Annotated in this window: 27 protein-coding genes; 14 read left to right on the forward strand and 13 right to left on the reverse strand. The window is 67.4% G+C overall.

The genetic code is table 11. The features are described 5' to 3' along the window. Window positions 1–88 precede the first annotated feature (88 nt). A complete protein-coding gene (locus ACGLHS_RS17765) occupies window positions 89–772 on the forward strand; it encodes a glutathione S-transferase family protein (RefSeq protein ID WP_394481787.1) in 684 nt (227 codons plus the stop codon). 37 nt (window positions 773–809) lie between these two features. Here the strand turns inward: ACGLHS_RS17765 and ACGLHS_RS17770 are convergent, their stop codons facing one another. Next, window positions 810–1,535, reverse strand: coding sequence for an OmpW family protein (locus tag ACGLHS_RS17770; RefSeq protein WP_093245098.1), 726 nt, complete (start codon window positions 1,533–1,535; stop codon window positions 810–812). Window positions 1,536–1,733: 198 nt separating this feature from the next. On the opposite strand from ACGLHS_RS17770, the gene ACGLHS_RS17775 reads away from it, so the two are divergent. The 4 genes from ACGLHS_RS17775 to otsA all read left to right on the forward strand — a co-directional run bounded on the left by ACGLHS_RS17775 (window position 1,734) and on the right by otsA (window position 7,159). Then, the gene (locus ACGLHS_RS17775) at window positions 1,734–2,903 is read left to right on the forward strand and encodes a multifunctional CCA addition/repair protein (RefSeq protein WP_394481790.1); all 1,170 of its coding nucleotides are present in this window, start codon (window positions 1,734–1,736) and stop codon (window positions 2,901–2,903) included. Window positions 2,904–3,024: 121 nt separating this feature from the next. Beyond that, window positions 3,025–3,858 (forward strand): trehalose-phosphatase, encoded by an 834-nt coding sequence (gene otsB, locus ACGLHS_RS17780; protein ID WP_394481792.1) that lies wholly within the window; start codon window positions 3,025–3,027, stop codon window positions 3,856–3,858. Further along, a complete protein-coding gene (locus ACGLHS_RS17785) occupies window positions 3,855–5,777 on the forward strand; it encodes a glycoside hydrolase family 15 protein (RefSeq protein WP_093245092.1) in 1,923 nt (640 codons plus the stop codon). Before otsB ends, ACGLHS_RS17785 begins: the two co-directional genes overlap by 4 nt. Next, on the forward strand, window positions 5,774–7,159 hold the full coding sequence (gene otsA / locus ACGLHS_RS17790; RefSeq protein ID WP_093245090.1) for an alpha,alpha-trehalose-phosphate synthase (UDP-forming): 1,386 nt from the start codon (window positions 5,774–5,776) through the stop codon (window positions 7,157–7,159). Before ACGLHS_RS17785 ends, otsA begins: the two co-directional genes overlap by 4 nt. 7 nt (window positions 7,160–7,166) lie before the next feature. On the opposite strand, the gene ACGLHS_RS17795 is transcribed toward otsA, so the two are convergent. Then, window positions 7,167–8,078: a LysR family transcriptional regulator gene (locus ACGLHS_RS17795; protein WP_394481795.1), complete on the reverse strand. Its 912-nt coding sequence runs from the start codon at window positions 8,076–8,078 to the stop codon at window positions 7,167–7,169. Window positions 8,079–8,183: 105 nt separating this feature from the next. On the opposite strand from ACGLHS_RS17795, the gene ACGLHS_RS17800 reads away from it, so the two are divergent. After that, window positions 8,184–9,413, forward strand: a complete 1,230-nt coding sequence (locus tag ACGLHS_RS17800; RefSeq protein WP_394481797.1) for an MFS transporter — start codon at window positions 8,184–8,186, stop codon at window positions 9,411–9,413. 7 nt (window positions 9,414–9,420) lie between these two features. On the opposite strand, the gene ACGLHS_RS17805 is transcribed toward ACGLHS_RS17800, so the two are convergent. Beyond that, window positions 9,421–9,759 carry a hypothetical protein gene (locus ACGLHS_RS17805; protein ID WP_093245085.1) on the reverse strand — a complete coding sequence of 113 codons (339 nt, stop codon included), beginning with the start codon at window positions 9,757–9,759 and terminating at the stop codon, window positions 9,421–9,423. Window positions 9,760–9,947: 188 nt separating this feature from the next. Between ACGLHS_RS17805 and ACGLHS_RS17810 the strand changes: the two genes are divergently transcribed. Further along, window positions 9,948–11,405: a PLP-dependent aminotransferase family protein gene (locus ACGLHS_RS17810; RefSeq protein WP_394481800.1), complete on the forward strand. Its 1,458-nt coding sequence runs from the start codon at window positions 9,948–9,950 to the stop codon at window positions 11,403–11,405. 24 nt (window positions 11,406–11,429) lie between these two features. Here the strand turns inward: ACGLHS_RS17810 and ACGLHS_RS17815 are convergent, their stop codons facing one another. The 9 genes from ACGLHS_RS17815 to ACGLHS_RS17855 form a co-directional block, all read right to left on the reverse strand. Further along, window positions 11,430–11,876: a DUF1877 family protein gene (locus ACGLHS_RS17815; protein WP_394481802.1), complete on the reverse strand. Its 447-nt coding sequence runs from the start codon at window positions 11,874–11,876 to the stop codon at window positions 11,430–11,432. Further along, a complete protein-coding gene (locus ACGLHS_RS17820) occupies window positions 11,873–13,096 on the reverse strand; it encodes a tetratricopeptide repeat protein (protein ID WP_394481804.1) in 1,224 nt (407 codons plus the stop codon). The genes ACGLHS_RS17815 and ACGLHS_RS17820 overlap by 4 nt, the downstream gene beginning before the upstream one ends. Window positions 13,097–13,133: 37 nt before the next feature. Then, a complete protein-coding gene (locus ACGLHS_RS17825; protein ID WP_093245074.1) occupies window positions 13,134–14,060 on the reverse strand; it encodes an ROK family protein in 927 nt (308 codons plus the stop codon). A gap of 36 nt (window positions 14,061–14,096) precedes the next feature. After that, window positions 14,097–14,291, reverse strand: coding sequence for a DUF2905 domain-containing protein (locus ACGLHS_RS17830; protein ID WP_093245072.1), 195 nt, complete (start codon window positions 14,289–14,291; stop codon window positions 14,097–14,099). Between the two features lie 10 nt (window positions 14,292–14,301). Beyond that, entirely contained in the window at window positions 14,302–15,078 is a 777-nt protein-coding gene (gene hisN / locus ACGLHS_RS17835) for a histidinol-phosphatase (protein WP_093245069.1), read from the reverse strand. Window positions 15,079–15,249: 171 nt separating this feature from the next. Further along, on the reverse strand, window positions 15,250–16,119 hold the full coding sequence (locus tag ACGLHS_RS17840) for an ABC transporter permease (protein ID WP_394481808.1): 870 nt from the start codon (window positions 16,117–16,119) through the stop codon (window positions 15,250–15,252). A 121-nt stretch (window positions 16,120–16,240) separates the two neighbouring features. Further along, the gene (locus ACGLHS_RS17845; RefSeq protein WP_394481810.1) at window positions 16,241–17,104 is read right to left on the reverse strand and encodes an ABC transporter ATP-binding protein; all 864 of its coding nucleotides are present in this window, start codon (window positions 17,102–17,104) and stop codon (window positions 16,241–16,243) included. A 59-nt stretch (window positions 17,105–17,163) separates the two neighbouring features. Continuing rightward, the gene (locus ACGLHS_RS17850) at window positions 17,164–18,183 is read right to left on the reverse strand and encodes an ABC transporter substrate-binding protein (RefSeq protein ID WP_394481812.1); all 1,020 of its coding nucleotides are present in this window, start codon (window positions 18,181–18,183) and stop codon (window positions 17,164–17,166) included. 35 nt (window positions 18,184–18,218) lie between these two features. Next, window positions 18,219–19,115, reverse strand: coding sequence for a TauD/TfdA dioxygenase family protein (locus ACGLHS_RS17855; protein ID WP_394481814.1), 897 nt, complete (start codon window positions 19,113–19,115; stop codon window positions 18,219–18,221). Between the two features lie 522 nt (window positions 19,116–19,637). Between ACGLHS_RS17855 and ACGLHS_RS17860 the strand changes: the two genes are divergently transcribed. Next, window positions 19,638–19,841: a hypothetical protein gene (locus ACGLHS_RS17860; protein WP_394481816.1), complete on the forward strand. Its 204-nt coding sequence runs from the start codon at window positions 19,638–19,640 to the stop codon at window positions 19,839–19,841. A 209-nt stretch (window positions 19,842–20,050) separates the two neighbouring features. Here the strand turns inward: ACGLHS_RS17860 and ACGLHS_RS17865 are convergent, their stop codons facing one another. Beyond that, a complete protein-coding gene (locus ACGLHS_RS17865; RefSeq protein WP_394481818.1) occupies window positions 20,051–21,163 on the reverse strand; it encodes a class I SAM-dependent methyltransferase in 1,113 nt (370 codons plus the stop codon). 24 nt (window positions 21,164–21,187) lie between these two features. On the opposite strand from ACGLHS_RS17865, the gene ACGLHS_RS17870 reads away from it, so the two are divergent. The 6 genes from ACGLHS_RS17870 to ACGLHS_RS17895 all read left to right on the forward strand — a co-directional run bounded on the left by ACGLHS_RS17870 (window position 21,188) and on the right by ACGLHS_RS17895 (window position 25,620). Beyond that, window positions 21,188–21,964, forward strand: coding sequence for an SDR family oxidoreductase (locus ACGLHS_RS17870; RefSeq protein WP_394481820.1), 777 nt, complete (start codon window positions 21,188–21,190; stop codon window positions 21,962–21,964). An 11-nt stretch (window positions 21,965–21,975) separates the two neighbouring features. Beyond that, the gene (locus ACGLHS_RS17875; RefSeq protein WP_093245539.1) at window positions 21,976–22,356 is read left to right on the forward strand and encodes a dihydroneopterin aldolase; all 381 of its coding nucleotides are present in this window, start codon (window positions 21,976–21,978) and stop codon (window positions 22,354–22,356) included. Window positions 22,357–22,408: 52 nt separating this feature from the next. Then, a complete protein-coding gene (gene ttcA / locus ACGLHS_RS17880; protein ID WP_093245051.1) occupies window positions 22,409–23,341 on the forward strand; it encodes a tRNA 2-thiocytidine(32) synthetase TtcA in 933 nt (310 codons plus the stop codon). A gap of 132 nt (window positions 23,342–23,473) precedes the next feature. Beyond that, complete coding sequence (locus ACGLHS_RS17885) at window positions 23,474–24,022, forward strand: DUF4136 domain-containing protein (protein WP_394481823.1); 549 nt, start codon at window positions 23,474–23,476, stop codon at window positions 24,020–24,022. A gap of 31 nt (window positions 24,023–24,053) precedes the next feature. Beyond that, window positions 24,054–24,698: a histidine phosphatase family protein gene (locus ACGLHS_RS17890; protein ID WP_394481826.1), complete on the forward strand. Its 645-nt coding sequence runs from the start codon at window positions 24,054–24,056 to the stop codon at window positions 24,696–24,698. 211 nt (window positions 24,699–24,909) lie between these two features. Next, complete coding sequence (locus tag ACGLHS_RS17895; RefSeq protein ID WP_093245043.1) at window positions 24,910–25,620, forward strand: Crp/Fnr family transcriptional regulator; 711 nt, start codon at window positions 24,910–24,912, stop codon at window positions 25,618–25,620. Window positions 25,621–25,692: the final 72 nt, after the last annotated feature.

Consider the following 25,692-nt stretch of genomic DNA (forward strand, 5'->3'; position numbering starts at 1 on the left):
TCAATTCGCGCGCGCTTCGGCATCAATGGCGACGCGCGGCCGAGCTAGCATCCAGGGCTTTGAGCCGCAACGAACCGGAGGCCCCCTGATGCGCAAGCTCTATATCGGCAACAAGAATTACTCGTCGTGGTCCATGCGCCCCTGGGTGCTCATGAAGCAGGCCGGCATCGCCTTCGAGGAAGTGATGGTGCGCTTCGACTCCTTCGAGGCCACGTCGAAGTTCAAGGGCACCATCGGCACGCTCAACCCCGTGGCCAAGGTGCCGGTGCTGGTGGATGGCGACCTGGTGATCTGGGACACGCTCGCCATCGCCGAATACCTCGCCGAGACCTTCCCCGACAAGCAGCTGTGGCCCGCGAAGGCGGCCGATCGCGCACGCGCACGCAGCGTCTGTGCCGAAATGCATTCCGGCTTCGGCGGCCTGCGCGGCCACTGCGGCATGAACATCGAGGCTTCGCTGCCCGAAGTCGGCGCAAAGCTGCTGCGCGAACAGCCCGAGGTGGGCAGCGACCTGGCGCGCATCGTGCAGATGTGGACCGACCTGCTCGACGCGCACGGCGGCCCGATGCTCTTCGGCGAATTCGGCATTGCCGACGCCTACTTCGCGCCCATCGGCACGCGCATCAAGACTTACGGATTGCCGGTGCCGGCGCCCATCACGGCCTACATCGAGCGTGTGCAGGCACTGCCGGGCATCAGGGCCTGGATCGACGGCGCACTGGCGGAAAAAGACTTCCTGCAATTCGAAGAGCCTTACCGCCACTCGCGTTGAATGCGAACGGCGGCAAGGCTTTCGGAGCAGGGCCGGATCAGAACCGGTAGGTGGCCGACACGTAGGTGACGATCGGGTTCAGCTTCAGGCTGGCTTCGCTGTTGGCGACCGGGAAGCCGGTGATCGAGGTCGTCGTCAGCTTGGCCTTGGTCTTCAGCGGGATGTACGACACCGAGAACGAGATGCCCCAGTGCTTGTCGAACTGGTAGGCCGCACCGACGTTGATCACGGGGGCGAACGAGCTGTCGAGCTTGGCGGTGGTGTTCACCGACAGCGGCGACTGGTGGAACTGGCTGGCCAGCGCACCCTGCAGGTTCGACGTCAGGTTCACGTTGCTGTACCAGACGTAGGTGGCGCCCAGGCCCACGAACGGACGGAAAGCGGCGTTGCCGTCATTGAAGAAGTACTTGCCCAGGATGGTCGGGCTCCACTGGCGGGCCTGGCCGAGTTCACCGACGCGCGCCAGCGTGCCGGTGCCGTTGAGCTTGAACTTCGGCGGCACGCCGAACACACCTTCCACCGCCCAATGGCTGTCCAGGAAATAGGTGGCGTTGAGGCCCAGGGTGTCAGAGTTGCTCACGCTGGCGCCCGAGCCGGGCAGCACGCTCTGCACCGGTGCGGTCACGGTCAGCGGCTTGCTCGAATCCTGCGGCGCCAGGTGGAACCAGCCTGCGCCGATCACCAGATCGCCGGCCTGCTGCGCAAACGCACTGCCAGACGCCAATGCGCCCAGAGCGGCCAGCGCAAACATTGTTTTCTTCATGATGTGAATGCTCCTTTGGTTGAAAATCCCGTCGACGCAGCGTGAGGCCGTGGCTGGCGCTGCGTTCGAGCAAACAGAACGAACGTTCGTTCTGTTTGCGGCCGATATTATCGAACGCTCGTTCTATTTAGCGGTTGGGGGTATCCCTATCGCTCACCCCCGGCTAATTCCTCAGCACCCCATCTCTACACTGGGGCCATGAAAATCTTTCTCGTCGGCGGCGCCGTCCGCGACCGGCTGCTCGGGCGGCCCGTATCCGACCACGACTGGCTGGTCGTCGGTGCCACGCCCGAAGAAATGGTGGCCCGGGGCTACCTGCCCGTGGGGCGCGACTTCCCCGTCTTCTTGCACCCCGTGACGCGCGAGGAGTACGCACTCGCCCGCACCGAACGCAAGAGCGCCCCCGGCTACCGCGGCTTCACCGTGCATGCTGCGCCCGATGTCACGCTCGAGCAAGACCTTGCCCGCCGCGACCTGACCGTCAATGCCATCGCACTGCCAGCCGAGCTGGTGGGTGCCGATGGCCAATTCGAACCCGACCCCGAAAAACTGGCCGACCCTTTCCATGGCCAGCGCGACCTGCAGGACAAGGTGCTGCGCCACGTGACCGACGCCTTCCGCGAAGACCCGGTGCGCATCCTGCGCGTGGCCCGCTTCGCCGCGCGCTTCGACGACTTCACGGTGGCGCCCGAGACCATGGCGCTGATGCGCGAGATGGTCGCGGCTGGCGAGGTCGATGCGCTGGTGGCCGAGCGCGTGTGGCAGGAGCTGTCGCGCGGCCTGATGGAAACGCGGCCGTCGCGCATGTTCGAGGTGCTGCGCGAATGCGGCGCGCTGGCCGTGCTGCTGCCCGAAGTCGAGGCCGGCGCGCAGCGCATGAAGATCGTCGACACGGCCGCCCGACAGCAAGCCTCGCTGGCGGTGCGCTTCGCATGCCTCGTGCACGACCTCGACGAAAGCCCCGGCGTCGTCACGCAGCTGCAGCAGGTCTGCGACCGCTGGCGCGTGCCGGTCGACATCCGCGAACTCGCCGAAGTGGTGGCCCGCGAGCATCTTCACATCCACCGCAGCGGTGAACTCGACGCGGCCTCGCTGGTGCGCCTGCTGGAGCGCTGCGATGCGTTCCGCAAGCCCGCGCGCTTTGCCGAAGCGCTGCAGGCCTGCGAATGCATCGCACGCGGCCGGCCCGGCCACGAAGAAGCGCCCTACCCGCCGCGTGCGCGATTGCTTTCGGTGCTGGCGACGGCGGCCGCGGTTCCGACCGACGTCGTCGCGCGCCAGGCGCAGCAAGCCGGCGCGACGGGTCCGAAGATCGGCGAAGCCATCCACCAGGCCCGCGTCGAGGCCGTCGCCGCATCGTCGGACTGAAGGCGCCCCCGCCGCGCGGTACGCAAGGCACGCTCGGCGTTCACCTCGCGGCACCGGCCGCGAAAGACCTTCGGCTTTGGCCGACACGCGCGCTGCGCAGCCCGTGTTAAGGTTTTTCGCAATGCCAAAGTCCTCCTCCGGCAACGCTCAGTTGCCTCCTTCACCGGGCTGGGACGCCGCCCTTTTCCTTGACTTCGACGGCACGCTGGTGGGGCTCGCGCCCACGCCAGAGGCCATCGAGATTCCGCCTGCCCTCGTCCCCCTGCTCACCGATCTGCGCGACCTGCTCGGCGGCGCGCTGGCCGTGGTGTCGGGTCGGCAGATCGATGCCATCGACCGCTTTCTCGCACCGCTGCGCCTGCCGGCGGCCGGCGAACACGGCGTGCAGCGCCGCGATGCCGAAGGCCACATGCAGGAACAGGGTGCGCCCGATCTCCTGCCCATCCTCGACATCGCCAACGAACTGGCGCGTGTGCACGAAGGCCTGCTGGTCGAGCGCAAGCACGCCGCCATCGCGCTGCATTACCGGCTCGCGCCGCAGCTCGAAGCCGTGTGCCGCGACGCCATGTCGCGCGCCATCCAGGGACACCCGGCGCTCGAACTCATGCATGGCAAGTTCGTGTTCGAGGTCAAGCCCGCGGGCGTCAACAAGGGCATCGCCATCGAGGCCTTCATGAACGAAGCGCCCTTCGCGGGCCGCACGCCGTTCTTCGCGGGCGACGACACCACCGACGAGAGCGGCTTCGCCGTCGTGCAGCCGCGCGGCGGTATCGCCATCAAGGTCGGCAGCGGGCCCAGCCTGGCGCTGCATCGCCTCGAATCGCCACGCGCGGTTTACGAATGGCTGGTGCAGGCACGCGACGTGCTGGCTGCACCTCACACCCCAACGCCCCCGATTCCCCCGATTCCCCCGACGACCCCGACCACCGAAAAATCCCCGAGGAGCCCTGGATGAGCGAACAACCACTGTCGAAGGCCCCCGAAGCGCATGCCGGCAACGCACTCGCCGGCGCGGCCGGGCCCGACGACCGCGCACCGGTCGACGTGAAGGCCGCCGCAGCCCCCGGACCGCGCGGCTTTGCGCCGCCGGCCGAGCCGTCGCTCAACGTCGGGGTGATCGGCAACTGCGCCTACAGCGCGCTCATCGATGCGCGCGGCCGTGCCGTCTGGTGCTGCCTGCCGCGCTTCGATGGCGACCCGGTGTTCAACGCGCTGCTGCATCCCGGCGAAGGCGCGGGCGCGTGGAGCATCGACATCGAGGACTTCGCCGAGGCCAAGCAGTGGTACGAGCCGAACACCGCCGTGCTGCGCACGCAGCTCTTCGACACCGCCGGCCAGGGCATCGAGATCACCGACTTCGCGCCGCGCTTCTACAGCCGCTCGCGCTACTTCCGCCCGCTGATGATGGTGCGCCGCGTGCGGCCGATCGCCGGCGCACCACGCATCCGCGTGTCGCTCGACCCGCGCTTCCAGTGGGGCGCCTCGGCACCTGTGGAGGTGACGCGCGGCAGCAACCACATCCGCTACGTCGGGCCCGACCTCACGCTGCGCCTGAACACCGACGCATCGATCTCGCACATCCTCGCGGAGCAGCCCTTCGTGATCTCGCGCGAGTACAACTTCATGTTCGGCGTGGACGAGACGCTGCTTGACGGCATCGCCGACACGGCGCGCCGCTTCGAGCAGGAGACCATCGCCTACTGGCGCACCTGGAGCAAGCGACTCGCGATTCCGTTCGAGTACCAGGACGCGGTGATCCGCGCGGCCATCACGCTCAAGCTTTCGCTGTACGAAGACACCGGCGCCATCGTGGCCGCCATGACCACCAGCATCCCCGAGGCGCCGGGCAGCCAGCGCAACTGGGACTACCGCTACTGCTGGCTGCGCGATGCCTTCTTCGTGGTGCGCGCGCTCAATTCGCTGAGCGAAGTCGGCACCATGGAAGACTACCTGCGCTGGCTCGCCAACGTGGTGATCGGCTCGCATGGCGAGCACATCCAGCCGCTGTACGGCATCGGGCTAGAACGCGAGTTGCCCGAGTCTTTTGTCGAAGGGCTCGACGGCTACCGGGGCATGGGTCCGGTGCGCGTGGGCAACCAGGCGCAGGAGCACTTCCAGCACGACGTGTACGGCAACATCGTGCTCGGCGCGGCGCAGGCCTTCCATGACCACCGCCTCCTGAGTCGCGCGGGGCTGGCGGAGTTTCCGCACCTCGAAGCGGTTGGCGAACAGGCGGTGCGCGTCTACGGCACGCCCGACGCCGGCATGTGGGAGCTGCGCACGCGTGCCCGCGTGCACACCAGCTCGGCGCTGATGAGCTGGGCCGCCTGCGACCGGCTCTCGAAGATCGCGCGCGCGCTGCAACTGCCCGATCGCGCGGCCTACTGGCATGGCCACGCCTCGCGCATGAAGGAAGAGATCCTGGCCAAGTCGTGGTGCGAAGAACGCCAGGCCTTCGCCGAAAGCTTCGGCGGCCACGAGCTCGACGCGAGCATCCTGCTGATGGTCGAGGTCGGGCTGATCGATGCACGAGACCCGCGCTTCATCTCCACCGTCGACGCCATGGAAAAGTCGCTTTGCGACGGCCCCTACATGCGCCGCTACGAAGCAGCCGACGACTTCGGCAAGCCCGAGACCGCCTTCAACATCTGCACCTTCTGGCGCATCGACGCGCTCGCCAAGATCGGCCGCAAGGCCGAGGCGCGGCAGATCTTCGAGACCATGCTGGCCGCGCGCAACCCGCTGGGCCTGCTGTCGGAAGACACGCACCCGGTCACCGGCGAGATGTGGGGCAACTTTCCGCAGACCTATTCGATGGTCGGCATCATCAACGCGGCCGTGCGCCTGTCCGCGCCATGGGATTCGTGCATATGAGCCGGCTCGTCGTCATTTCCAACCGCGTGGCCGATCCACGCAAGCCCGCAGCCGGCGGGCTGGCCGTCGCGCTGGGTGAATCGCTGCAGCAAAGCGGCGGCCTGTGGTTCGGCTGGAGCGGCCAGATCATCGAAGGCGGCCCGACGGGCGAAGGCGAGCTGCACAGGCAGCAGGCCGGCAAGGTCACGCTCGCCACCCTCGACCTGAGCCGCGAAGACCACGACAGCTACTACCTGGGCTACAGCAACGACGTGCTGTGGCCGGTGTTCCACAACCGCCTCGACCTTGCGCATTTCGACGCCGGCTTCATCGGCGGCTACCGGCGCGTGAACCAGCTGTTCGCGCGCAAGCTGCTGCCGCTGCTGAAAGACGACGACATCATCTGGATCCACGACTACCACCTGATGCCGCTGGCCGCCGAGCTGCGCGCCATGGGCTGCAGGCAGCGCATCGGTTTCTTCCTGCACATTCCGCTGCCGCCGCAGATCATCATCGCGGCCATTCCGCAGCACGAATGGCTGATGCGCTCGCTGTTCTCGTACGACCTGATCGGCTTCCAGGCCCAGCAGGACGTGCAGCACTTCGAGCACTACGTGCGCAACGAGGCCCACGGCGAGTACCTGGGCAACGACATGTACCGCGCCTATGGGCAGACGGTGCGTTGCAGCGCCTTCCCGATCGGCATCGACGTCGACGAGTTCGCGGCGCTCACACATGCGAAGGAATCGCGCGACATGTACGAGACCATGAAGCGCGAGTACTCGCAGCGCCGGCTGCTGCTGGGCATCGACCGGCTCGACTATTCCAAGGGCATCCCGCAGCGCGTGCGCGCGTTCCGCGAGCTGCTGGCGCACTACCCCGAGAACCGGCGCAGCGCCACGCTGATCCAGATCGCCTCGCCCACGCGCGAGACGGTCGATGCGTACGCCGACATCCGGCGCGAGCTTGAATCGCTGTGCGGCGCCATCAACGGCGACTACGGCGAACTCGACTGGATGCCGGTGCGCTACATCCACCGCATGGTGGCCCGCAAGCGCGTGCCGGGCCTGTGCCGCGCGGCGGCCGTGGGGCTGGTGACGCCGTTGCGCGACGGCATGAACCTGGTCGCCAAGGAGTACATCGCGGCGCAGGACCCGGCCGACCCCGGCGTGCTGGTGCTGTCGCGTTTTGCCGGCGCGGCCGAGCAGCTGAAAGAGGCGCTGCTGGTGAACCCGTACGACACGCACGGCACGGCCGAGACCGTGCAGCAGGCGCTGCAGATGCCGCTGGAAGAGCGGCGCGAGCGGCACCAGAAGCTGCTGTCGCGCATCCGCGAGCAGGACATCCACTGGTGGCGGCGCTGCTTCCTCGACGCGCTGCGCGAAGCGGCGAGCGAGCGCTAGCCGCTGGTCACTCCACGCCCTGCCAGCGGCGTGCGTCCCGGAACTCCCGGGCCACGAAGTCGATGAAGACCTTCACGCTCGACGCCACGTGCTTGCGCGCCGGGTACTGCGCGTAGACCGCGAACTCGTGCAGGCGAAGGCCCGGGAACAGTCGCACCAGCCGGCCCGAGCGGATGTCGTCCGCCAGCAGGTAGTCGGGCCCGACGCTGATGCCGGCGCCCGCCGCCACCGCCTCGCGCAAGGCCAGGCTGTTGTCGGCCTGCACGCACTTGGGTACCACCACCGTCGAGGCCGTGCCGTCCGCGGCCACGAAGCGCCACTCGCGCGCCGGCCGGCTCTTGCTGTGGACCAGGCAGCGGTGGCCGGCCAGTTCCTGCGGCGTGGCGGGAATGCCGTGCCTGGCCAGGTACTGCGGCGCGGCATAGGCAAAGTGCCGCACCGGCGCCAGGCGCCGCGACACCAGGCTCGAATCGGCCGGGTCCGAGACGCGGATCGCCACGTCGAAGCCCTGCGCCACCATGTCCACGATGCTGTCGTTCATGCGCAGGGCGATGTCGATGTCGGGATAGCGGCGGCCGAACTCCGCCAGCAACGGCGCGACATGCAGCACGCCGAACGCCACGGGCGCGGTGATGCGCAGGCGGCCGCTGGGCCGCGCCTGCGACGCTGAAATCTGCAGTTCGGCGGCGGCGATCATCTCGATGCCCGCCCTGGCCGCGTCGAGCATCTGCGCACCGGCTTCGGTCAGGCTGAGCTTGCGGGTGCTCCGGTGCAGCAGCCGCGCGCCAAGGTGCTGCTCCAGCCGGCTCACTGCCTGGCTGACGGCGGGCCTGGACAGCTGCAGCAGCTCGGCCGCGGCGCTGAAGCTGCCGCACTCGGCCACGCGAACGAACACGGCGACTTCGGGGAGATGCTTCATCACCCGATTGGAGCATCGGGGCAAACAATGTGTTTGCGCCCATGTCTTTTTCCCGCGAGGCCTGGCGGGCACGATGCCAGCCATCCCCACTCGCGAAAGACCGACATGCCATCCACGATCCGCACCGCCGCCGCCAGTTGCGAAGTGCCGCGCAGCCAGGCCACCGGATTGACGCTGCTGTTCGCGATGGCCGTGGGCATCGTGGTGCTGAGCCTTTATGCATCGCAGTCTCTGATACCGGCCATCGGCCATTCGCTCGGCCTGCAGCCCGGCACGTCGGGGCTGGTCACCACGCTGACGCTGCTGGGCTATGCCGCCGGCCTGTTCTTTCTGGTGCCGTTGACCGATGTGGTGGAAAACAAGGTACTCATCATCGGCACGCTGGCGACCGACGTGGCCGCGCTCGCGGCGGTGGCCCTGACCACGAACACGCCGCTCTTTCTGCTGGCCTGCTTCGTGTCCGGCGTGACTGCGAGCGCGATCCAGATGCTGGTGCCGGTGGCCGCCGCGCTGACACCCGAAGCACAACGCGGCCGGGTGGTCGGCAATGTCATGAGCGGGCTGATGCTCGGCATCCTGCTGTCGCGCCCTGTGGCCAGCCTCACGGCCGAAGTGGCGGGCTGGCGATGGTTCTATGGCGGCCTCGCGCTTGTCGTGGCGGTGCTTGCGCTGGTGCTCGCACGTCGGATTCCGCTGCGCCGCCCGGCGGGCACCGTGACCTATCCGCGGCTGATCTTCTCGATGTGGACCCTGCTGCGGCAAGAGCCGGTGGTGCGCCAGCGCGCGCTTTCGCAGGCGCTGTGCATGGCAGCGTTCAGCATGTTCTGGACGGCCGTTGCGCTGCGCCTGTCGCAACCGCCTTTCGGCCTGGGCAATACCGGCATCGCGGTGTTCGCGCTGGTCGGTGCGGGCGGGGCCATCGTCGCGCCCATCGCGGGCCGTGCGGGCGACCGTGGCTGGACGCGTCGGGCCACGCTGCTCGCGCACGCGGCCGTGATCGCGGCTCTTGCGTTGGCCTGGCTGGCCGGCGAAGACGGTTTCTGGCGGCCGGAAGCATCGCTGGCCGCGCTGGGCCTGGCCGGCCTGCTCCTCGACATGGGCGTGATCGCGGACCAGACCTTGGGCCGCCGCGCCATCAACCTGCTGCGGCCCGAAGCGCGGGGCCGCCTGAACGGGCTCTTCACCGGCCTCTTCTTTCTGGGTGCCGCCGCTGGCGCCAGCCTGTCGGGCCTGGCGTGGGTCGCCGGGGGCTGGCCGGCCGTCTGCGTGGGCGGTGCGGCATTCGGCGCGGTCGCCCTGGCGCTGATGGCGCTCGGGCGAACCGCCGCGCCCTGAAGAGCCGTCAGCCGGTCAGCAGGCGCATAAGCCGCATCACCGGCCGCAGTTCAGGGTCTTGCACCGGGGGCACGTGCGCCTTGTACGGCGCATGGACCCGCAGTTGCACCGGCGCATGCAGCGCCGACACCTCGATCCAGCCGCCGCGTTCCAGGCGGTGCACATCGCCTTCGGTCAGCAGCGTTTCCGACATGAACACGGTCTCGCCGAACCAGCTGGGCGGTGACAGCAGGCGCGCGCGCCCTTCGATCACCTGCAGCCAGGCGCCGGCATCGACGGCGGTGCGCAGCGACTGGCCGGGTTCCAGGGTAAGGGTGGCGGGGGCCGGGGTGACGGTGGCGATCATGGCGGGCCTTGCAGAGAGTGGCTGACAGTGGTGCGAGCCCAAATCGTAGGATTTCGAGCGCCCCGAAAACAGGCACACGCCATGGCTATTGCGACCGGAACAGCCGGGCTGAAAATGCATCTGTTATGGTCTTTTTCCCGGCCAACTGCATCTGTTTTTGATGGCCCGATGCAGGGAACATCAACCCCATGGACTCGCTACCGCTCTACCGCCAGCTCTCTGCGCACTACGTCGACGCGATCCACACCGGCTCGCTCAAGCAGGGCGACAAGCTGCCCTCGCTGCGCAGCCTGATGCGGCTGCACGACATCAGCCTGTCGACCGCGCTGCAGGTCTGCCGCGCCATGGAAAGCGACGGCTGGGTCGAGGCGCGCGACCGCTCGGGCTACTTCGTGCGCCGGCCGCAGCGCCTGGCGATCGCGCCGATGGAAGAACCGGTGGCCGACGTGCCGCCCGATCCGGCGCAGCTCGTCAGCATGCGTGCGCGCATGGCCAACTTCATGGCGCGCGGCCGGCTCACGGGCGTGAAGCTCAACTTCGCCATCGCCCGCGCCGCGCCCGAGCTGTACCCCGCCGAGGCGCTGCGCAACTCGATGACCCGCGCGCTGCGCCAGCGGCCCGAGCTGCTGACCACGGCCTCGTCGCAACGGGGCCACGAACAGTTCCGCGAGGCGCTGGCGCAGCGCAGCCTGCGCGTCGGCATGACGGTGGCGCCCGACGAGGTGCTGGTCACCAACGGCTGCATCGAGGCGCTGAACCTCGCGCTGCGCGCGATCGCCAAGCCCGGCGACACGGTGGCCGTGGAGTCGCCCACCTTCTACGGGCTGCTGCAGGTGCTCGAAAGCCTGGGACTGCGCGCGCTGGAGATTCCGACCAGCCCGCAGACCGGCATTTCCCTCGAGGCGCTCGACCTCGCCATCCACACCTACGACGACATCAAGGCCGTGGTGGTGGTGCCGCACCTGCAGAACCCCATCGGCAGCGTGATGCCCGACGCTCACAAGCAGCGGCTGGTGCACCTGTGCGAAAGCCACGGCATCGCGCTGGTCGAGGACGACACCTACAGCGACCTGGTGGAAAGCGACGCGCCGCTGCGCGCGGCCAAGTCGTGGGACCGCACGGGCAACGTGATCTATTGCGCCTCGATGCACAAGGTGCTGGCGCCGGGGCTGCGGCTGGGCTGGATCACCGCGGGGCGCTGGCACACGCAGGTGGAAATGCTCAAGTACGCGCAGACGCGCAACAACGAGGCGCTGGCGCAGATCGCCGCGGGCGAGTTCATCGCCAGCGGCGGCTACGACCGCCACCTGCGCCGCCTGCGCGAGCGCCTGCACGTGCAGCGCGACCAGACGGCCGATGCCATCGCCAGGTACTTTCCGGCGGGCACGCGGCTGAACCTGCCGCGCGGCGGGCTGCAGCTGTGGGTGGAACTGCCCGAGCAGCGGTCGTCGGTCAGCGTGTTCGACGCGGCCCTGCGCGAGCACATGCTGGTGGCACCGGGCGCGCAGTTCTCGAACTCGGGACGCTTCGACAACTACCTGCGCATCAACTGCGGCTGGCCGTACTCGAAGGCGGTCGATGCGGGCTTGCAGCGGCTGGGCGAGATCGTGTCGAAGGTGCGGCCTTCAACGCCGCTGAGCCGATAAGCAGATAGCGCGAGCGCCGCCGGTCTACGCGATGTGGAAGACCACGGCGTCGCGGCGCGCGGCAGCCTCGGCAAAGAAGCGCTGCACGCCGAGCAGAAGGCCCAGAAGCGCCTCGGCGTTTTCCTGCCAGAACGCGGCCCGGTAGAGCTTCGAGAAGCTGTCGGGGTCGCTGGCGAAATCGCGCACCACGGCCTGCACATCGAGCTGCGCGAGGCGCTCGGCGCTTCGCTCCACATGGCTGGCCGTGAGATACACGCAACCCATGCCGTCGGTGCCTTCGAGAAACTCGCCGTCCACGGCGGCGGGCAGCAGGGTGCGCATCACGTCCCACGCCTGCTCCACGGTCTGGCGGGCATGCGGCCCCTCTTCATCGGCCGGCGTGCGCAGAAAGCCCGAGACGCTGGCGGGATCGATCACCAGCCCGCGCAGCCGGTAGCGGTCGATGGCGAAGAAGGCGGCGCCGATGCTCATGCGTTGCGCTCCACGCGCGCGGCATGCGCCATGGCGTCCAGCGTGGCGCTGACCCCATCGACGTTGCGCTGTGCGTTGGCGATGTTCTTGAAATGGTCCGGCGCGCAGATCTGGTTGAGCAGCAGCGTGCGCTTGAAATGCACCAGTGCCAGGCGCAGGTCGCCCAGCTCCTGCGCGATCAGGCCGAGGTCGTTGTGCGCGTTGGCGGCCACGGTCGAGATACCCCTGCAGCTGCGCTCCTGGATGGCGAGAGAGCGCTCGTACAAGGGCCTGGCCTTGGCGAAGTCGCGCCGCGCGGCCAGCAGATCCGCGAAGTTGTTCAGCATGTTCGAGTAAAGCTCGGCGTCGCCTTCGCTCCCGGCTTCGCCGCTGCCACTGGCCGCGGCGAGCTTGTCCAGGTGAGTCATCGCCCGGGCATAGCAAAGCTCGGCCTTCTCCGGCTGCCCCGTGGTGGCATGCAGAAACGCGAGGTTGTTGAGCGCGCGAACCACCGCGTCGGTCGAGCCGCCCTTCGCCTCGGTGATCGCGAGGGCGATGGTTTTCTTGTACAGGGCCTCGGCCTCGTCGGGCCTGCCGGTCGCGGCGTAGACCAGCGCCAGGGTGTTGGTCGGGCGCAGCCGCCAGCTGTCGGGAAGGCGCAGCTGGCCAATCATCTTCATGCACTCGTCCAGCGCCGCGATGGCCCTGTCGTGGCGCTGCATCTGGCGGCGGATCTCGGCCAGGTTCACGAGGTGCGACACCACCGCTTCGCCAGGGCCGCCGCCCAGCCGGCGGGCCAGTTCGACCGCTTCGGCACACAACGCCTCGGCGCGTTGCAGGTCGCCCTGGCGGAAGGCGGCCATGTAGCGCAGCTCCTGGTTCTTGAGTTGCGCCGCGGGTGTCGCGGGCTGATGGCTCACGGCCCGCTGCGCGGACTCGGACTGCGGTATTGCAGTGACGTGCTTCGGGACGGGGTGGCCCAGGTCTTTCGCCTCCTCCACGTCCTGCGGCACATCAAGAGACTGCCGGTGCACCCAGTAGATATCGGCCAGCAGCCACAGCAGCAGGACGCCCAGGCAGAGCTTCGCGCCCAGCAGGCTGCTCATCGTGCCCACGAGCAACAGCAGTAACTGCGCCGCGCCGCTGCGGTAGCGCCCCAAGTAAAAACGATGCGCCCCCAGAAAACCGCCCACCACCAGCAGCAGGTAGGCCAACGGCTTGCGGCGGGGAGACACGCTCATGGTGGGCCTGCCAGTGTCTGTGGCGCCTGTCTGTCGTTCAGTCGAGCAGCGCCAGGGCTGCGTAGTCGCCGACCTTCTCGCCAAGGCCCGCGGGCACCAGCTGCACGCCGCGCGTGAGCGGTGGCAGCTTGCCGTCGATCTGCGCCTGCAGCCGCGGCAGCAGAAAGTCGCGGTGGTGCCAGAACACGCTGCCGCCGAGGCTGATGCGCTGCAAATCGAGCGTGATGATCAGGTTGTAGAGCATGCGCCCCATCACGCGGCACAGCGCATCGACGATCTCCAGCGCATGCGGCTCGCCGGCGGACGCGGCCGCGAGCAGGTCGGGCGCGGGTTGCCCGAAGCGGCGAGCCATCGAGTTGCCGGCCACCAGCGCCTCGACGTCGCCGAGGTTGCCGCAGCCGCACAGCGCACCGCTGGTGTCGTCGACCACAAAGCTGTGGCCCGCATGGCCGGCGTTGCCGTTCTTGCCGCGCAGCGCACGGCCGTCCACGCACAGGCCGACACCGACGCCGGTGCTCCAGGTGACGTACGCGCAGTGGTCCAGCCCTTGCAGCGCGCCCCAGTGGCGCTCGGCTTCCAGCGCCGCCACGGCGTCGTTCTCCACGCGCACGCGGCCGAAGCGCCGGGCCAGCGGCGCTTCGATCAGGGCCGTCATCCAGGTGTTGGGCAGGCCGCGCGCCGGGCCGGCGATGCCGCCGCAGATGTTGGGCGTGGCCAGCTCGACCATGCCGTCGCGCAACTCGAAGGGCCCCGCGGACGACACGCCCACGCGGTCGATGGTGGCGGCATCGATGCCCTGCTCGACGCAGACCTCGTCGATCATTCGCATGATCTGCACGGCCACCGCGTCGTTGTCGCCGGTCTTGGCGGTCGGCTCGCTGCGGCGGCCGATCAGCGGCGCGTCGCTCGAAGCGGAAAGGCTCACGGCCACCTTGGTGCCGCCGATGTCTACGCAGGCTCTCATTGCGGGGGTTCTTCTCTCAGGTCTGGGGCGCTGCCGCTACAGCAGGCGCGCGACCAGCGCCGCGATCATGCTGAGCAGCACGGTGCTCGCAATGGGCAGCTGCCAGTCGCGGCCGAAGGCGCGAAACTCGAAATCGCCAGGCAGCCGTCCGAAGCCGAAGCGGCGCAGCCAGGCGGTCAGGCCGCTCATGAGCACCAGGGCAAGGACAACGACGATCAGCCAGCGGAACATGGCTGACAGTCTAGGCCGCGAGAACGGCCATCGCTTGTCGGTGAAGTTCGGGCGTTGCGGCCGCGATCACGCGTCCGTCGGATTTCAGCCCCAACGGCTGGCCCTGCCAGTCGGTGATGACGCCGCCCGCCGCCTCGATCAAACCGGCCGGGCCGAGGTAGTCGTAGGGCTGCAGGCCGGTCTCGACCACCAGGTCGATGGTGCCGCCCGCGAGCTGGGCGTAGCCGTAGCAGTCGCCGCCGAAACGGCGCATTGCGCACTGGCGGCTGAGGCGGTCGAACGCGGTCCAGTCGGCCGGCGCGAAGATGTCGGGCGAGGTGGTGACGATGCGGGCCTTGGCCACTTCGGTGCAGTTGCTCACGCGCACCGGCTGGCCGTCGCGCGTGGCGCCCTGGCCGGCCTGGCCGATCCAGCGCTCTTTCAGCACCGGCATGTCGACCATGCCGAGCACCACGCGGCCGCCCTGCAGCACGCCGATCAGCGTGCCCCACAGCGGCGAGCCGGTGATGAAGCTGCGGGTGCCGTCGATCGGATCGAGCACCCAGACGCGGTCGGCATCGAGCCGCTCGGGGCCGTGTTCTTCGCCATAGATGCCGTCGGCCGGCACGCGGGCGCCGAGGATCTGGCGCATGGCGGTCTCGGCCGCGCGATCGGCCAGCGTGACCGGGCTCTCGTCGGCCTTGGTGATGATGTCGAGCGGCGTGCGGAAATAGTGCATCGACTGCGCGGAGGCGGCATCGGCCAGCGCTTGGGCAATCGGCGAGAGGTCGGGAGTGGAAGAGCTCATGAGAGGGGAAAACACGTGCCAAAACCTGCGATTAGACCCGAGCCGGCGCGGGTTCGACGCGAAAGGGGTGGTGGCCCTGGCGGTGGCATGTGTTGCCGTGGAACGCGAAGCAGGCCGGGGGCCGGGCGGCAGCGGCCGTAGCCACTGCGCGCTCTCCGCCCTTGCGGCTCCCTAGCGCTGCTGGCCCCAGCGCCGCACCGTGAGCCGCTCCAGCGTCTTGAAGCCCAGGCTTTCCACCAGCAGGCCGATCAGCACCACCATCGCGAGCCCCGCGAACACGCGGTCGGTGTAAAGCTCGTTGCGGTTCTGGAAGATGTACCAGCCCAACCCGCCCTTGCCCGACGAGGCACCGAACACCAGCTCGGCCGCGATCAGCGTGCGCCAGGCAAAGGCCCAGCCGATCTTCAGCCCCGAGAGAATCGACGGCAGCGCAGCCGGCACCAGGATCTGCAACACGTAGCGCAAGCCCTTCAGCCCGTAGTTGCGCCCCGCCATGCGCAGCGTCTCGGGCACGCCCTGGAAGCCGGCGTAGGTGTTGAGCGCCAGCGGCCACAGCACCGAGTGGATCAGCACGAACACCAGGCTGCCGCGCCCCAGCCCGAACCACAGCAGCGCAAGCGGCAGCAGTGCGATGGCGGGCAGCGGGTTGAACATCGACGTCAGCGTGTCCAGCAGGTCACGGCCGATCTGCGTCGACACCGCGAGCGTGGTCAGCGCAAAGGCCAGCAGCACCCCGGCAAGGTAGCCCTGCAGCAGCACGGCCAGCGAGATGCGCACCTTCTCGACCAGCTCGCCACTGGCCAACCCTTCGATCAGCGCGCGTGCCGTGGCGGTGAAGGTGGGCAGCAGCAGGTCGTTGTCTTGCCAGCGTGCGGCGAGCTCCCACAGCACGGCGATGACGACGAGGATCAGGCCCTTGCGCAGCCAGGCCTGGGACCAGATGCGCGTGCCGAGCGGCAACGTGCGTTCGACGGGGAGTTCGGTGAACGGTTGGAGCGTGCGCTCGTACTCGGGGCGAATGGGCGGTGTGAGAGTGCTCATGGTGTGTTGCTCCTTCCCCCTCTGGGGGAAGGTTGGGATGGGGGCAGGCAGAGCGCCCGATGGATGCGCCGCGAGCCCCCACCCCAACCCTCCCCCGGAAGGGGAGGGAGAAAGGCCGGGCTCATGGCGCAACGGCCACTTCAGGCTCTTCTTCGAACAGCATGTCGTGAATACGCTGCGCGGTGCTTTGGAATTCGGCGCCCCCCAGGCTCGCCAGCGAAAACCCATGGCTGTTGATCTCGGCCCGCATCCGCCCCGGATGCGGCGACAGCAACGCGATGCGATTGCCCACCACCAGCGCCTCTTCGATCGAATGCGTGACGAAGAGCAGCGTGAAGCGCACCTCGTCCCACAGCTCGAGCAGCTCCTGCTGCATCTTGCGGCGCGTGAGCGCATCGAGCGCGGCGAAGGGCTCGTCCATCAGCAGCACGCGCGGCTGCATCGCCAACGCGCGCGCAATTGCCACACGCTGCTTCATGCCACCCGAGAGCTGGTGCGGATGCACGTCGGCGAACTTCGAGAGGCCCACCTTGTCCAGGTAATGCAGCGCGCGTTCGGCCGCCTCCTTCTTGCCGAGCGTGCGCGACGCGAGCAGCGGAAACATCACGTTCTGCTTGACCGTCTTCCATGGCGGCAACTGGTCGAACTCCTGGAACACGACGATGCGGTCGGGCCCAGGCTGCGTCACGCGCTGGCCGTCGAGGCGGATCTCGCCTTCGACCGGCGGGATGAAGCCACCGACCGCCTTCAGCAGCGTGGACTTGCCGCAGCCCGAGGGACCGAGCAGCACGAAGCGGTCGGCGGCATGAACGTCGAAGCTCACGCGGTGCGTGGCACGGACGACGCGCTCGGGGGTGCGGTATTCGAGGCTGACGCCATCCACTTGCAGCAGTGGTGCGTTGGCGTCCTTCTCCCTCCCCCGCTGGGGGAGGGCTGGGGTGGGGGCAGACGGCGCCTGCTTGGCCACCGCTCTGCCTGCCCCCATCCCGACCTTCCCCCAAAGGGGGAAGGGGTCAAACCCCGAACGCACCTTCGCCGTGCTCATCAGTTCCCCGAAGCGTTCTGCGCATCGTCGAAGAAATAATCCTTCACCGAACCCGGCTTGTTCTTGATCGCCCCCACCCGGTGCATGAACTCCGCCAGCGGATAAGTGTTCTGCGGCGTGGTCTTGAACTGCACCTCGGGGTTCTTGATGATCTTCAGCAGCAGCTCGCGGTCGAGCTTCGCGTTGCTCACCTTCAGGTAGATGTCTGCCGCCTTCTCGGGGTTGGCCGTGACGAACTTCGCCGCCTCGTCGAGCGCATCGACGAATGCCTTGTACGTCTTCGGGTTCTCGTTGCGGAATTTCTCGGTGGCGTAGAGCACCGTCGCCGACGACGGCCCGCCCAGTACCTGGTACGAATTGAGCACGATGCGCGCGTTCGGATTGCCAGCCAGTTCCTGCTCCTGGAACGGCGGATTGCCGAAGTGCCCCGTGATCTCGGTGCCGCCCTTGATGATGGCCGCGGCCGCATCGGGATGCGGCACCGCCACGCTGATCTTGTCGAGCCGGTTGAACTCCTTGTCACCCCACAGCTTGGCCGAGGCGAATTGCAGCACGCGCGACTGCACCGACACGCCCACGGCGGGCAGCGCGATGCGGTCCTTGTCGGTGAAGTCCGCAATGGTCTTCACGTTCGGGTTGTTGCTCACCAGGTAGTACGGAAAGTTGCCCAGCGACGCCACGCCCTTCACGTTCTGCTTGCCCTTGGTGCGGTCCCACAGCGTGAGCAGCGGGCCCACGCCGGCACCCGCGATCTCGATGTTGCCGGAGAGCAGCGCGTCGTTGACGGCCGACCCCCCCGACAGCTTGACCCATTCGACCTTGGCATCGACGCCCGCCGCCTTCGCGTGCTTCTCGATCAGCTTCTGGTCTTGCGCGACGTTGAGCAACAGGTAGACGATGCCGAACTGCTCGGCGATGCGGATCTGTCCTTCGGCGTGCGCCAGGCTGGCAGACAGGCTGCCGGCGAGAAGGCCAAGGCCGGTGACGAGCGCGGCGGCCCTGCGGGTGAAGCGGTTCATTGAAATCGATCCGGAGAGAAGAGAAGAAGAAGGAATCAGAAAGGCGTGTCGCCGACGATGGTGGTGCGGTTGAGGCGGCGGCGCAGGTGGTCTGACGTGCCGGCCGCCAGATGCATCAGCGAGCGGTTGTCCCAGAACACGAGGTCGTGCGGCGCCCACGTGTGGCGATACACGAACTCGGGCTTGACGCTGTGCGCGAACAGCTCTGCCAGCAGCGCATCGCTTTCGTCCTGCGGCAGACCGACGATGCGTGTCGTGAAATGCTCGCTGACGAACAACGCCTTGCGGCCCGTTTCGGGGTGCGTGCGCACCACCGGCTGCACGGCGGGCGCGACCTGGTCGATCTGCGCCTGCGAGAGCTTCGGCCGCCACGGGTTCTTGGCGCGCAGCTCTTCGTACTTGGCGAGGTAGCTGTGCTCGGCCTTGAGCGGCAGGATGCGCTGCTGCAGGTCGGCCGGCAATGATTCCCACGCGAGGTGCTGGTCGGCGAAGAGCGTGTCGCCGCCTTCGCTCGGCAGTTCCTGCGCATGCAGCAGCGAGCCGAGGCTGGGGTTGGGCTTGTACGAAATGTCGGAATGCCAGTAGACGCCCGCATCGCCCAGGCCAATGGGCTCGCCGTTCTCCTTGATGTTGGAGACGATCAGAATTTCGGGGTGGTTCTTGAGCTGGAACTGGTGCAGCACATGGATCTCTAGCGGGCCGAAGCGGCGGCTGAATTCGATGTGCTCGGCGGGGGTGATCTGCTGATTGCGGAACACGACCACGTGGTGATCGAGGTGCGCGCGGTGGATGCGCGCGAAGTCTTCGGGGTTGATCGGCTTCGAGATGTCGAGGCCGATGATTTCTGCGCCGACGGGGGCGTCGAAGGGGCGGACTTCGAAATGCTGCGCTGCGGCTTGGGGGGCTTGGGCGTGGGGAGAGACGGCGGTCATGCCGCGAATGTAGGGCGTGAGGGGTGGTTTCTCAACGAACTCTTCGTTGCTAGCTTATGCCTTGCTTTTTGGGCTGGGGCCTTGTGCTTCTTGCGGAGGGCGGGGGCCGTTTTTTTGCGGATGGCGGAGGCTGGGGCTTTGCGCTTCTTGCGAAGGACAGAGGCCGGGTCTCGCCCCGGCGGGCGACCTACTTTTCTTTGCTTCGCCAAAGAAACGTAGGCAAAAGAAAGGCGACCCCGCTGTCTGCGACCCTCCGCTTCGCTACGGGCAACCTGCGGTGCTCACGTTTCGCGGGGTCTCGCCCAAACTCGCTTCGCTCAAACAAGGGCGAGCCCTGATCCGCGAAACGCTCCGCTCCTCGGCGCAGCCAGAGGGGCGTGGATACCACTCGGGCCTTTGCTTCGCTCGGCCACCAAGGCACCGATGACGCTTCGCGTCTGCGGTGCCTTGGGATGGATGTGACGATGGACGAGCCGATGGCTTTAGCCATGCTTGGCCTTGGCCTTGGCTATAGCTGTCGCCGTGGATCTATCCACGGCCGATGCCGATGCCGATGCCGATGCCGATGCCGAGGTCGAGGTCGAGGCCAGAGCAACAACGCCACCACCCCCACCGGCTGTTGGCAACTGCGATGCCGAGCGCAGCGAAGGCCCGTGCGGTATCGAAGCCCCTCTGGCTGCGCCGAGGAGCGGAGTGTTTCGCGGATCAGGGCTCGCAGCTGTTTGAGCGAAGCGAGTTCTGCGAGACCCCGCGAAACGCGAGCACCGCAGGTTGCCCCGTAGCGCAGCGAAGGGGTCGCAGACAGCGGGGTCGCCTTTTCTTTGCTTACTTTCTTTTGGCGAAGCAAAAGAAAGTGAGTCGCCCGCCGGGGCGAGACCCGGCCTCGGAACTCAAAAAAAGCAGCGATATAGCAGGCAGGCAGGCAGGCAGGCAAATCACAGCGTATGACTGCGATCCCCCTCAGCAAACCCCATCGCATCCCAAGCCTCGCCAACAGCAAACCCCACCACCTTGAACAGCTCCCCCATCTCATGCTCATGGATGAGCCGCGCCGCCATCGCCCGTTCAGCGGTAGTGCCCTGCTCCATCTTCGCCAGCAGCCCGCAGTTCAGCAGAAACCGCGCCTGGCTCGTGTAGCCCAGCACTTCCAACCCCGCGTTCTGGCCCGCCAGCGCAATGCCGGTGAAGTCCACATGCGCCGTGATGTCCTTGTAGCCCACGTCGGCCAGCGGATCGCCGTCGGCCTGGTGTGCGCGGTGGCACATCACCGTGCCCATGTGGCGCTGCGGGTGGTAGTACTCGCTCTCGGGAAAACCGTAGTCGATGAGAAAAGCCGCGCCCTTGTCGAGCCGGTCCGCCAGCGTCGCGATGAACGCCTGGGCCTGCGGATGGATTTCGGTCAGGTAGTCGTGTTCGCCGGGCACGTCGACCGGCGGACGCAGGTCGGTTGCGCGATCGGCCCAGGTCCAGCCGTCGCCCTGCGCATTGCGCACCACGCCGCGCTCGAACCACTGCCCCGCCACGCGCGCCAGCAGTTGCACCGGCATCGCATCGAGCACCTCGTTGCCAACGACCACGCCCTGCATCGATTCGGGCAGCTCGCCCAGCCATTCGACCCGGTCCGCATAGCGCACCAGCGCCTGCTGCTGCCGCTCACGCAAGGTGCCCGACAAATCGACGATGCGATAGCGCACATCGGTGCGCCCCATTTCGTCGAGCGCATGCAGCAACTGCACCGCCAGCGCGCCGGAGCCCGCGCCGAACTCCCAGACGGTGTCGGTGCCGGTTTTCTCCAGCGCCTCGGCCACCTGGGCCGCGAGCGTCTGGCCGAACATCGGCGTCAGCTCCGGTGCCGTCACGAAGTCGCTGCCCGATGACGGCATGTGGCCGAACTTGGCGGAAGTGTTGGCGTAGTAGCCGAGGCCGGGCGCATACAGGGCGAGCGCCATGAAGCGGTCGAACCCGATCCAGCCGCCGGCGCGTTCGACGGCGCGGGCGATGAGGTGGTCGAGGGCGATGGGTAAACTGTTTGGCGTCTTTGTCGTCACACCCCCGATTCTCCCTCTCCCCGCATGAGCGCCGCTTCCCCCACCCCGACCCGCCGTACCGTTCTCGTCACCGGCGCTGGCCGACGGCTGGGTCGCGAGATCGCATTGGCACTCGCCGCGGGCGGCTGGCAGGTGGCGGTGCACTACCGCAGCTCACTGGCGGATGCCCAGCAAACGGTGGCCGACTGCGCCGCGCTCTCGGGCGACTCGGCCCTGTTCGTGGCCGACCTCGAAGACGAACAGGCCACGCGCGCGCTGCTGCCCCGCGTGGTCGCCCGCTTTCGCACCGTCGATGCCGTGGTCCACAGCGCCGCACTGTTCGAACACGACGAGGCCGCGAGCTTCAGCTACGCGCTCATGGAGCGCCATGCGCGCAGCAACACCGGCGCGGCCATCCTGCTGGCGCAGGCGCTGCGCGACCACCTCGCGGCACGCGACGCACAGGGCGCGGTGGTCCATCTGCTCGACCAGAAGCTGTGGAACCCGAACCCCGATTTCCTGAGCTACACGCTGTCCAAGGCCGCGCTGGAAGCCGCCACGCCGATGCTGGCGCTGGCGCTGGCGCCGCATGTGCGCGTGGTGGGCGTGGCGCCGGGCCTCACGCTGGCCAGCCACATGCTGGACGACGACAAGTTCGCCCAGCTGCACAAGCTGTCGCCGCTGGGCCGCTCTTCCACCCCGGCCGACGTGGTCGCCACGGTGAAGTTCGCGCTGGAGAACCGCTCGATCACCGGCACCACGCTGCTGGTGGACGGCGGCCAGCACCTGATGAAATTCGAGCGCGATTTCTCGCTCATGTGAGCTCCACCACCATGCCTACCACTCCCCACACCCACGGCCGCCAGACACTCACCCTGCTGGGCCTGCGCTTCGACGCGAACCTCGGCATCCTCGACCACGAGAAGGTCGCGCCGCAGCCGATCCAGGTCGATGCCGAACTCAACCTCGGCGAGCAGCCGCTGCTGCCGAAGGACGACGACATCTTCCACGTGCTCGACTACGGCAAGGTGCGGCTCATCATCATCGACGAGTGCACCGCCGAGCACGTGAACCTGCTCGAAAGCCTGATCGGCAAGCTGGTGCAGCGCCTGCTGCAACTGCCCGGCGTGCTGGGCGTGCGCGTGAAGATCGCCAAGCTCGAAATCTTCGACGACTGCGAAGTGGCTATCCGCATGGAAGCCGGGGAATGGTGATCCAAGGCAAAATCGGGGCCCTTTCCCCCGATTTGCCTGAAGTAGCCCACCAATGAACGCCGTCTGGATCGACGAGGCGCCCGAAGCCGCCGCGACCGTCACCAACTCGCTGAAGATCGAACGCGAGACGCACAAGCTCGAAAAGCGCCTGTGCCGCGAGGTCGGCCGTGCAATCGTCGACTACAACATGATCGAAGAGGGCGACAAGGTCATGGTGTGCGTCTCGGGCGGCAAGGACAGCTACGCGCTGCTCGACATCCTGCTCAAGCTGAAGGCCCGCGCGCCCATTCACTTCGACATCGTCGCAGTCAACCTCGACCAGAAGCAGCCCGGCTTTCCCGAAGAGGTGCTGCCCAAGTACCTGAGCGACCTGGGGGTGGACTTCCACATCGAGAACCAAGACACCTACAGCATCGTCAAGCGCGTGATTCCCGAGGGCAAGACGACCTGCGGCCTCTGCAGCCGGCTGCGCCGCGGCATCCTGTACCGCGTGGCCGACGAGCTGGGCGCCACCAAGGTCGCGCTGGGCCACCACCGCGACGACATGCTGCAGACCTTCTTCCTCAACATGTTCTTCGCCGGCAAGCTGAAGAGCATGCCGCCCAAGCTGGTGAGCGACGACGGCAAGCACATCGTGATCCGCCCGCTGGCCTACGTGGCCGAAAAGGACACGGTGCGCTGGGCGCAGCACCGCGAATTCCCGATCATTCCGTGCACGCTCTGCGGCAGCCAGGAGAACCTGCAACGCAAGCAGGTCGGCGAGATGCTGCGCGAGTGGGACAAGAAGTACCCCGGCCGCGTCGAGAACATGTTCACCGCGCTGCAGAACGTGGTGCCTTCGCACCTGCTCGATGGAACGCGGCACGATTTCAAGGGTCTGAAGGCGACCGGCGTGGCCGACGACGAAGGCGACAAGGCTTTCGACACACCCTCTTTCGATCTGCTCTCCCAGGCACCCTCGGCCCTGCGCATCGTCCAGGGCTGATCCGGGCAACCCAGGGGAATTTTGGGCATCAATGCCCGGAGACCCTTTATGAAACGTGCGTTCCCCGCTCTTCTTTTAGTAGCAGTCGCGACCCTCAGCGGCTGCGCCACCTCCTGGGTGGTCGATAGTGACGTGAAGAGCTTCTCTTCGCTCGGCACCGTGGCGCCCGGCGCCACCTACCGCTTCGAGCGGCTGCCCTCGCAGCAGGCGGACACCGCCCGGCAGGATTCACTCGAAGCCATGGCTGCCGCCGCACTCGAAAAAGTCGGCCTGCGCCGCGACGACGCCAAGCCGCAGTACAGCGCGCAGATCGGCGCCCGCGTGACGGCCGGCCTCTCGCCCTGGGCCGACCCGTGGCTCTACGACGGCCCCTGGGGCTATGGCTACGGCGGCTATGGCTACTACGGCCGCCGCTGGTATGGCGGCGGGTGGTACGGCAGCCCGGTGTTCATGCCGCCGGCGGCCAACCCCTGGTACGAACGCGAAGTCAGCATCGTGCTGCGCGAGACGGGCTCCAACCGCGTGGTCTATGAGACGCGCGCCCGCAACGACGGCCCGTACAACTCGAGCGCGGCCATCCTGCCGGTGATGTTCCAGGCCGCCCTGCAGGGCTTCCCCAATCCGCCACCGGGCGAGCGCCGGGTGAATATCGACCTGTCGTCGCCGACCGCGAAGAAATAAGCCAAGCAGCCCGCTTTTAAAATCCCGGCGGATGGAAGAAATCACCCGTTTGATCGCCGTGCGCCACGGCGAAACCGCCTGGAACGTCGACACGCGCATCCAGGGGCAGCTCGACATCGGCCTCAACCCCACCGGCCTGTGGCAGGCCGAGCGCACCGGCCAGGCGCTGGCCGACGAGCCGATCCGCGTCATCTACGCCAGCGACCTTTCGCGCGCCTGGCAGACCGCCGAGGCCATCGCCAAGCCGCACGGCCTGACGGTGCAGCCCGAGCCCCGCCTGCGCGAACGCGCCTTCGGCCACCTGGAGGGCATGAGCTTCGCCGAGATCGAGGCCCAGCGGCCGGTGGACGCCAAGCGCTGGCGCGAACGCGATCCCGAGTTCGAGCCGGTCGGCGGCGAGAGCCTGCTGACCTTTCGCGACCGCATCACCACCGTGGCGTCGGAGCTGGCTGCGCGCCATCCGGGTGAACTGGTCACGCTGGTCGCGCACGGCGGCGTGATGGACGTGCTGTACCGCGCCGCCACCCGTCAGGCCCTGCAGGCGCCGCGCACGTGGCAGCTGGGCAACGCGGCCATCAACCGCATGCTGTGGACGCCCGAAGGCTTCAGCCTTGTCGGCTGGAGCGATACCGCCCACCTCACGGCGGACGATACGCTCGACGAAACGACGGCCTAGCGAGTCTTGGCACGCAGCGACCTTGCCGCGCACAGGGTCGTTGCTCGCCCGGCGAAGCTGACGCCACGCTACCCTCCGGTAGCGCCATGGCTGCGACCCGAAGGGCTCGAATGGGCCTGACTGGTTTGCGCCAGGCGCAAGGAGCGAGGGGCCGGACGCCGACTGGATCGGTGCCGACGCATCAGCAATCGATACAGAAGCAATCTTCTGAATGAAAAGAATAAATTCCGAATCCTCGGCCTATGCCAGTTGGGACGCCTCGCTGGCGCTCTCGACCCCATGGATCGAAGCCACGCATCTGGGCAACGTCGTCAGCTTGGCGGCCGGAGACGTGCTGGCCCGAGAAGGGGAGCGGCACAGTTATTTTTATCTTCTTCGCTCCGGATTCGTTCACTCGACGATCCAGCGAAGCAATGGCGCCGAATTTCTGCTCGAGATATTCGGGCCGGGCGCGATTTTTGGCGAAGGCCCGGCATTCGCCAACAGGCCCCGCCCGACCACGACGCGGGTGGTGGCGCCTGCGGTCCTCAGCCGCTATCTCCCGGCGGATATCACCCGAAAATTTTCCACCATGCCCGAGCTTGCGGCCTCGCTCATTCAACTCCTCGGCTTCAAGAATCACATGATTGTTGAAAAGCTGGCAGGCGTTGCATCGGCAGCGCCCAAAGAGCGGGTGGTCGATTTGCTTTTGCGTATTGCGCGATTGCAATCGAACAGTGAATTTCCTTCGATGCAGGAATCGGGGAATTTTCAGGTCGATCTCACGCACGAGAAAATTGCTGCAATGACCGCATTGAGCCGGGTCACCGTGACAAGAACGCTGAACCTGCTGTCGAAAGAAGGCGTCATTGAGACGCGCGCAAAGCAGGTGATCATCCACGATGCTTCTGCGCTACGCCGTTTGCATTACAAAAATAGTTGACTTCCTGTATCTCTGGATACCACGAAAACCCTAACTTGACGCCATTATCCTCTTCACAATCCAAGAGGAAAT

This window comes from Variovorax sp. VaC1 (assembly GCF_043658315.1).
In the GTDB taxonomy this organism is placed as follows: domain Bacteria; phylum Pseudomonadota; class Gammaproteobacteria; order Burkholderiales; family Burkholderiaceae_C; genus Variovorax.

Bases quoted from the DNA above. Each gene is read 5' to 3' on its own strand.
- ACGLHS_RS17765 (WP_394481787.1), top strand. From the start codon at position 89: ATGCGCAAGCTCTATATCGGCAACAAGAATTACTCGTCGTGGTCCATG.
- ACGLHS_RS17770 (WP_093245098.1), bottom strand. From the start codon at position 1,535: ATGAAGAAAACAATGTTTGCGCTGGCCGCTCTGGGCGCATTGGCGTCT.
- ACGLHS_RS17775 (WP_394481790.1), top strand. From the start codon at position 1,734: ATGAAAATCTTTCTCGTCGGCGGCGCCGTCCGCGACCGGCTGCTCGGG.
- otsB (WP_394481792.1), top strand. From the start codon at position 3,025: ATGCCAAAGTCCTCCTCCGGCAACGCTCAGTTGCCTCCTTCACCGGGC.
- ACGLHS_RS17785 (WP_093245092.1), top strand. From the start codon at position 3,855: ATGAGCGAACAACCACTGTCGAAGGCCCCCGAAGCGCATGCCGGCAAC.
- otsA (WP_093245090.1), top strand. From the start codon at position 5,774: ATGAGCCGGCTCGTCGTCATTTCCAACCGCGTGGCCGATCCACGCAAG.
- ACGLHS_RS17795 (WP_394481795.1), bottom strand. From the start codon at position 8,078: ATGAAGCATCTCCCCGAAGTCGCCGTGTTCGTTCGCGTGGCCGAGTGC.
- ACGLHS_RS17800 (WP_394481797.1), top strand. From the start codon at position 8,184: ATGCCATCCACGATCCGCACCGCCGCCGCCAGTTGCGAAGTGCCGCGC.
- ACGLHS_RS17805 (WP_093245085.1), bottom strand. From the start codon at position 9,759: ATGATCGCCACCGTCACCCCGGCCCCCGCCACCCTTACCCTGGAACCC.
- ACGLHS_RS17810 (WP_394481800.1), top strand. From the start codon at position 9,948: ATGGACTCGCTACCGCTCTACCGCCAGCTCTCTGCGCACTACGTCGAC.
- ACGLHS_RS17815 (WP_394481802.1), bottom strand. From the start codon at position 11,876: ATGAGCATCGGCGCCGCCTTCTTCGCCATCGACCGCTACCGGCTGCGC.
- ACGLHS_RS17820 (WP_394481804.1), bottom strand. From the start codon at position 13,096: ATGAGCGTGTCTCCCCGCCGCAAGCCGTTGGCCTACCTGCTGCTGGTG.
- ACGLHS_RS17825 (WP_093245074.1), bottom strand. From the start codon at position 14,060: ATGAGAGCCTGCGTAGACATCGGCGGCACCAAGGTGGCCGTGAGCCTT.
- ACGLHS_RS17830 (WP_093245072.1), bottom strand. From the start codon at position 14,291: ATGTTCCGCTGGCTGATCGTCGTTGTCCTTGCCCTGGTGCTCATGAGC.
- hisN (WP_093245069.1), bottom strand. From the start codon at position 15,078: ATGAGCTCTTCCACTCCCGACCTCTCGCCGATTGCCCAAGCGCTGGCC.
- ACGLHS_RS17840 (WP_394481808.1), bottom strand. From the start codon at position 16,119: ATGAGCACTCTCACACCGCCCATTCGCCCCGAGTACGAGCGCACGCTC.
- ACGLHS_RS17845 (WP_394481810.1), bottom strand. From the start codon at position 17,104: ATGGGGGCAGGCAGAGCGGTGGCCAAGCAGGCGCCGTCTGCCCCCACC.
- ACGLHS_RS17850 (WP_394481812.1), bottom strand. From the start codon at position 18,183: ATGAACCGCTTCACCCGCAGGGCCGCCGCGCTCGTCACCGGCCTTGGC.
- ACGLHS_RS17855 (WP_394481814.1), bottom strand. From the start codon at position 19,115: ATGACCGCCGTCTCTCCCCACGCCCAAGCCCCCCAAGCCGCAGCGCAG.
- ACGLHS_RS17870 (WP_394481820.1), top strand. From the start codon at position 21,188: ATGAGCGCCGCTTCCCCCACCCCGACCCGCCGTACCGTTCTCGTCACC.
- ACGLHS_RS17875 (WP_093245539.1), top strand. From the start codon at position 21,976: ATGCCTACCACTCCCCACACCCACGGCCGCCAGACACTCACCCTGCTG.
- ttcA (WP_093245051.1), top strand. From the start codon at position 22,409: ATGAACGCCGTCTGGATCGACGAGGCGCCCGAAGCCGCCGCGACCGTC.
- ACGLHS_RS17890 (WP_394481826.1), top strand. From the start codon at position 24,054: ATGGAAGAAATCACCCGTTTGATCGCCGTGCGCCACGGCGAAACCGCC.
- ACGLHS_RS17895 (WP_093245043.1), top strand. From the start codon at position 24,910: ATGAAAAGAATAAATTCCGAATCCTCGGCCTATGCCAGTTGGGACGCC.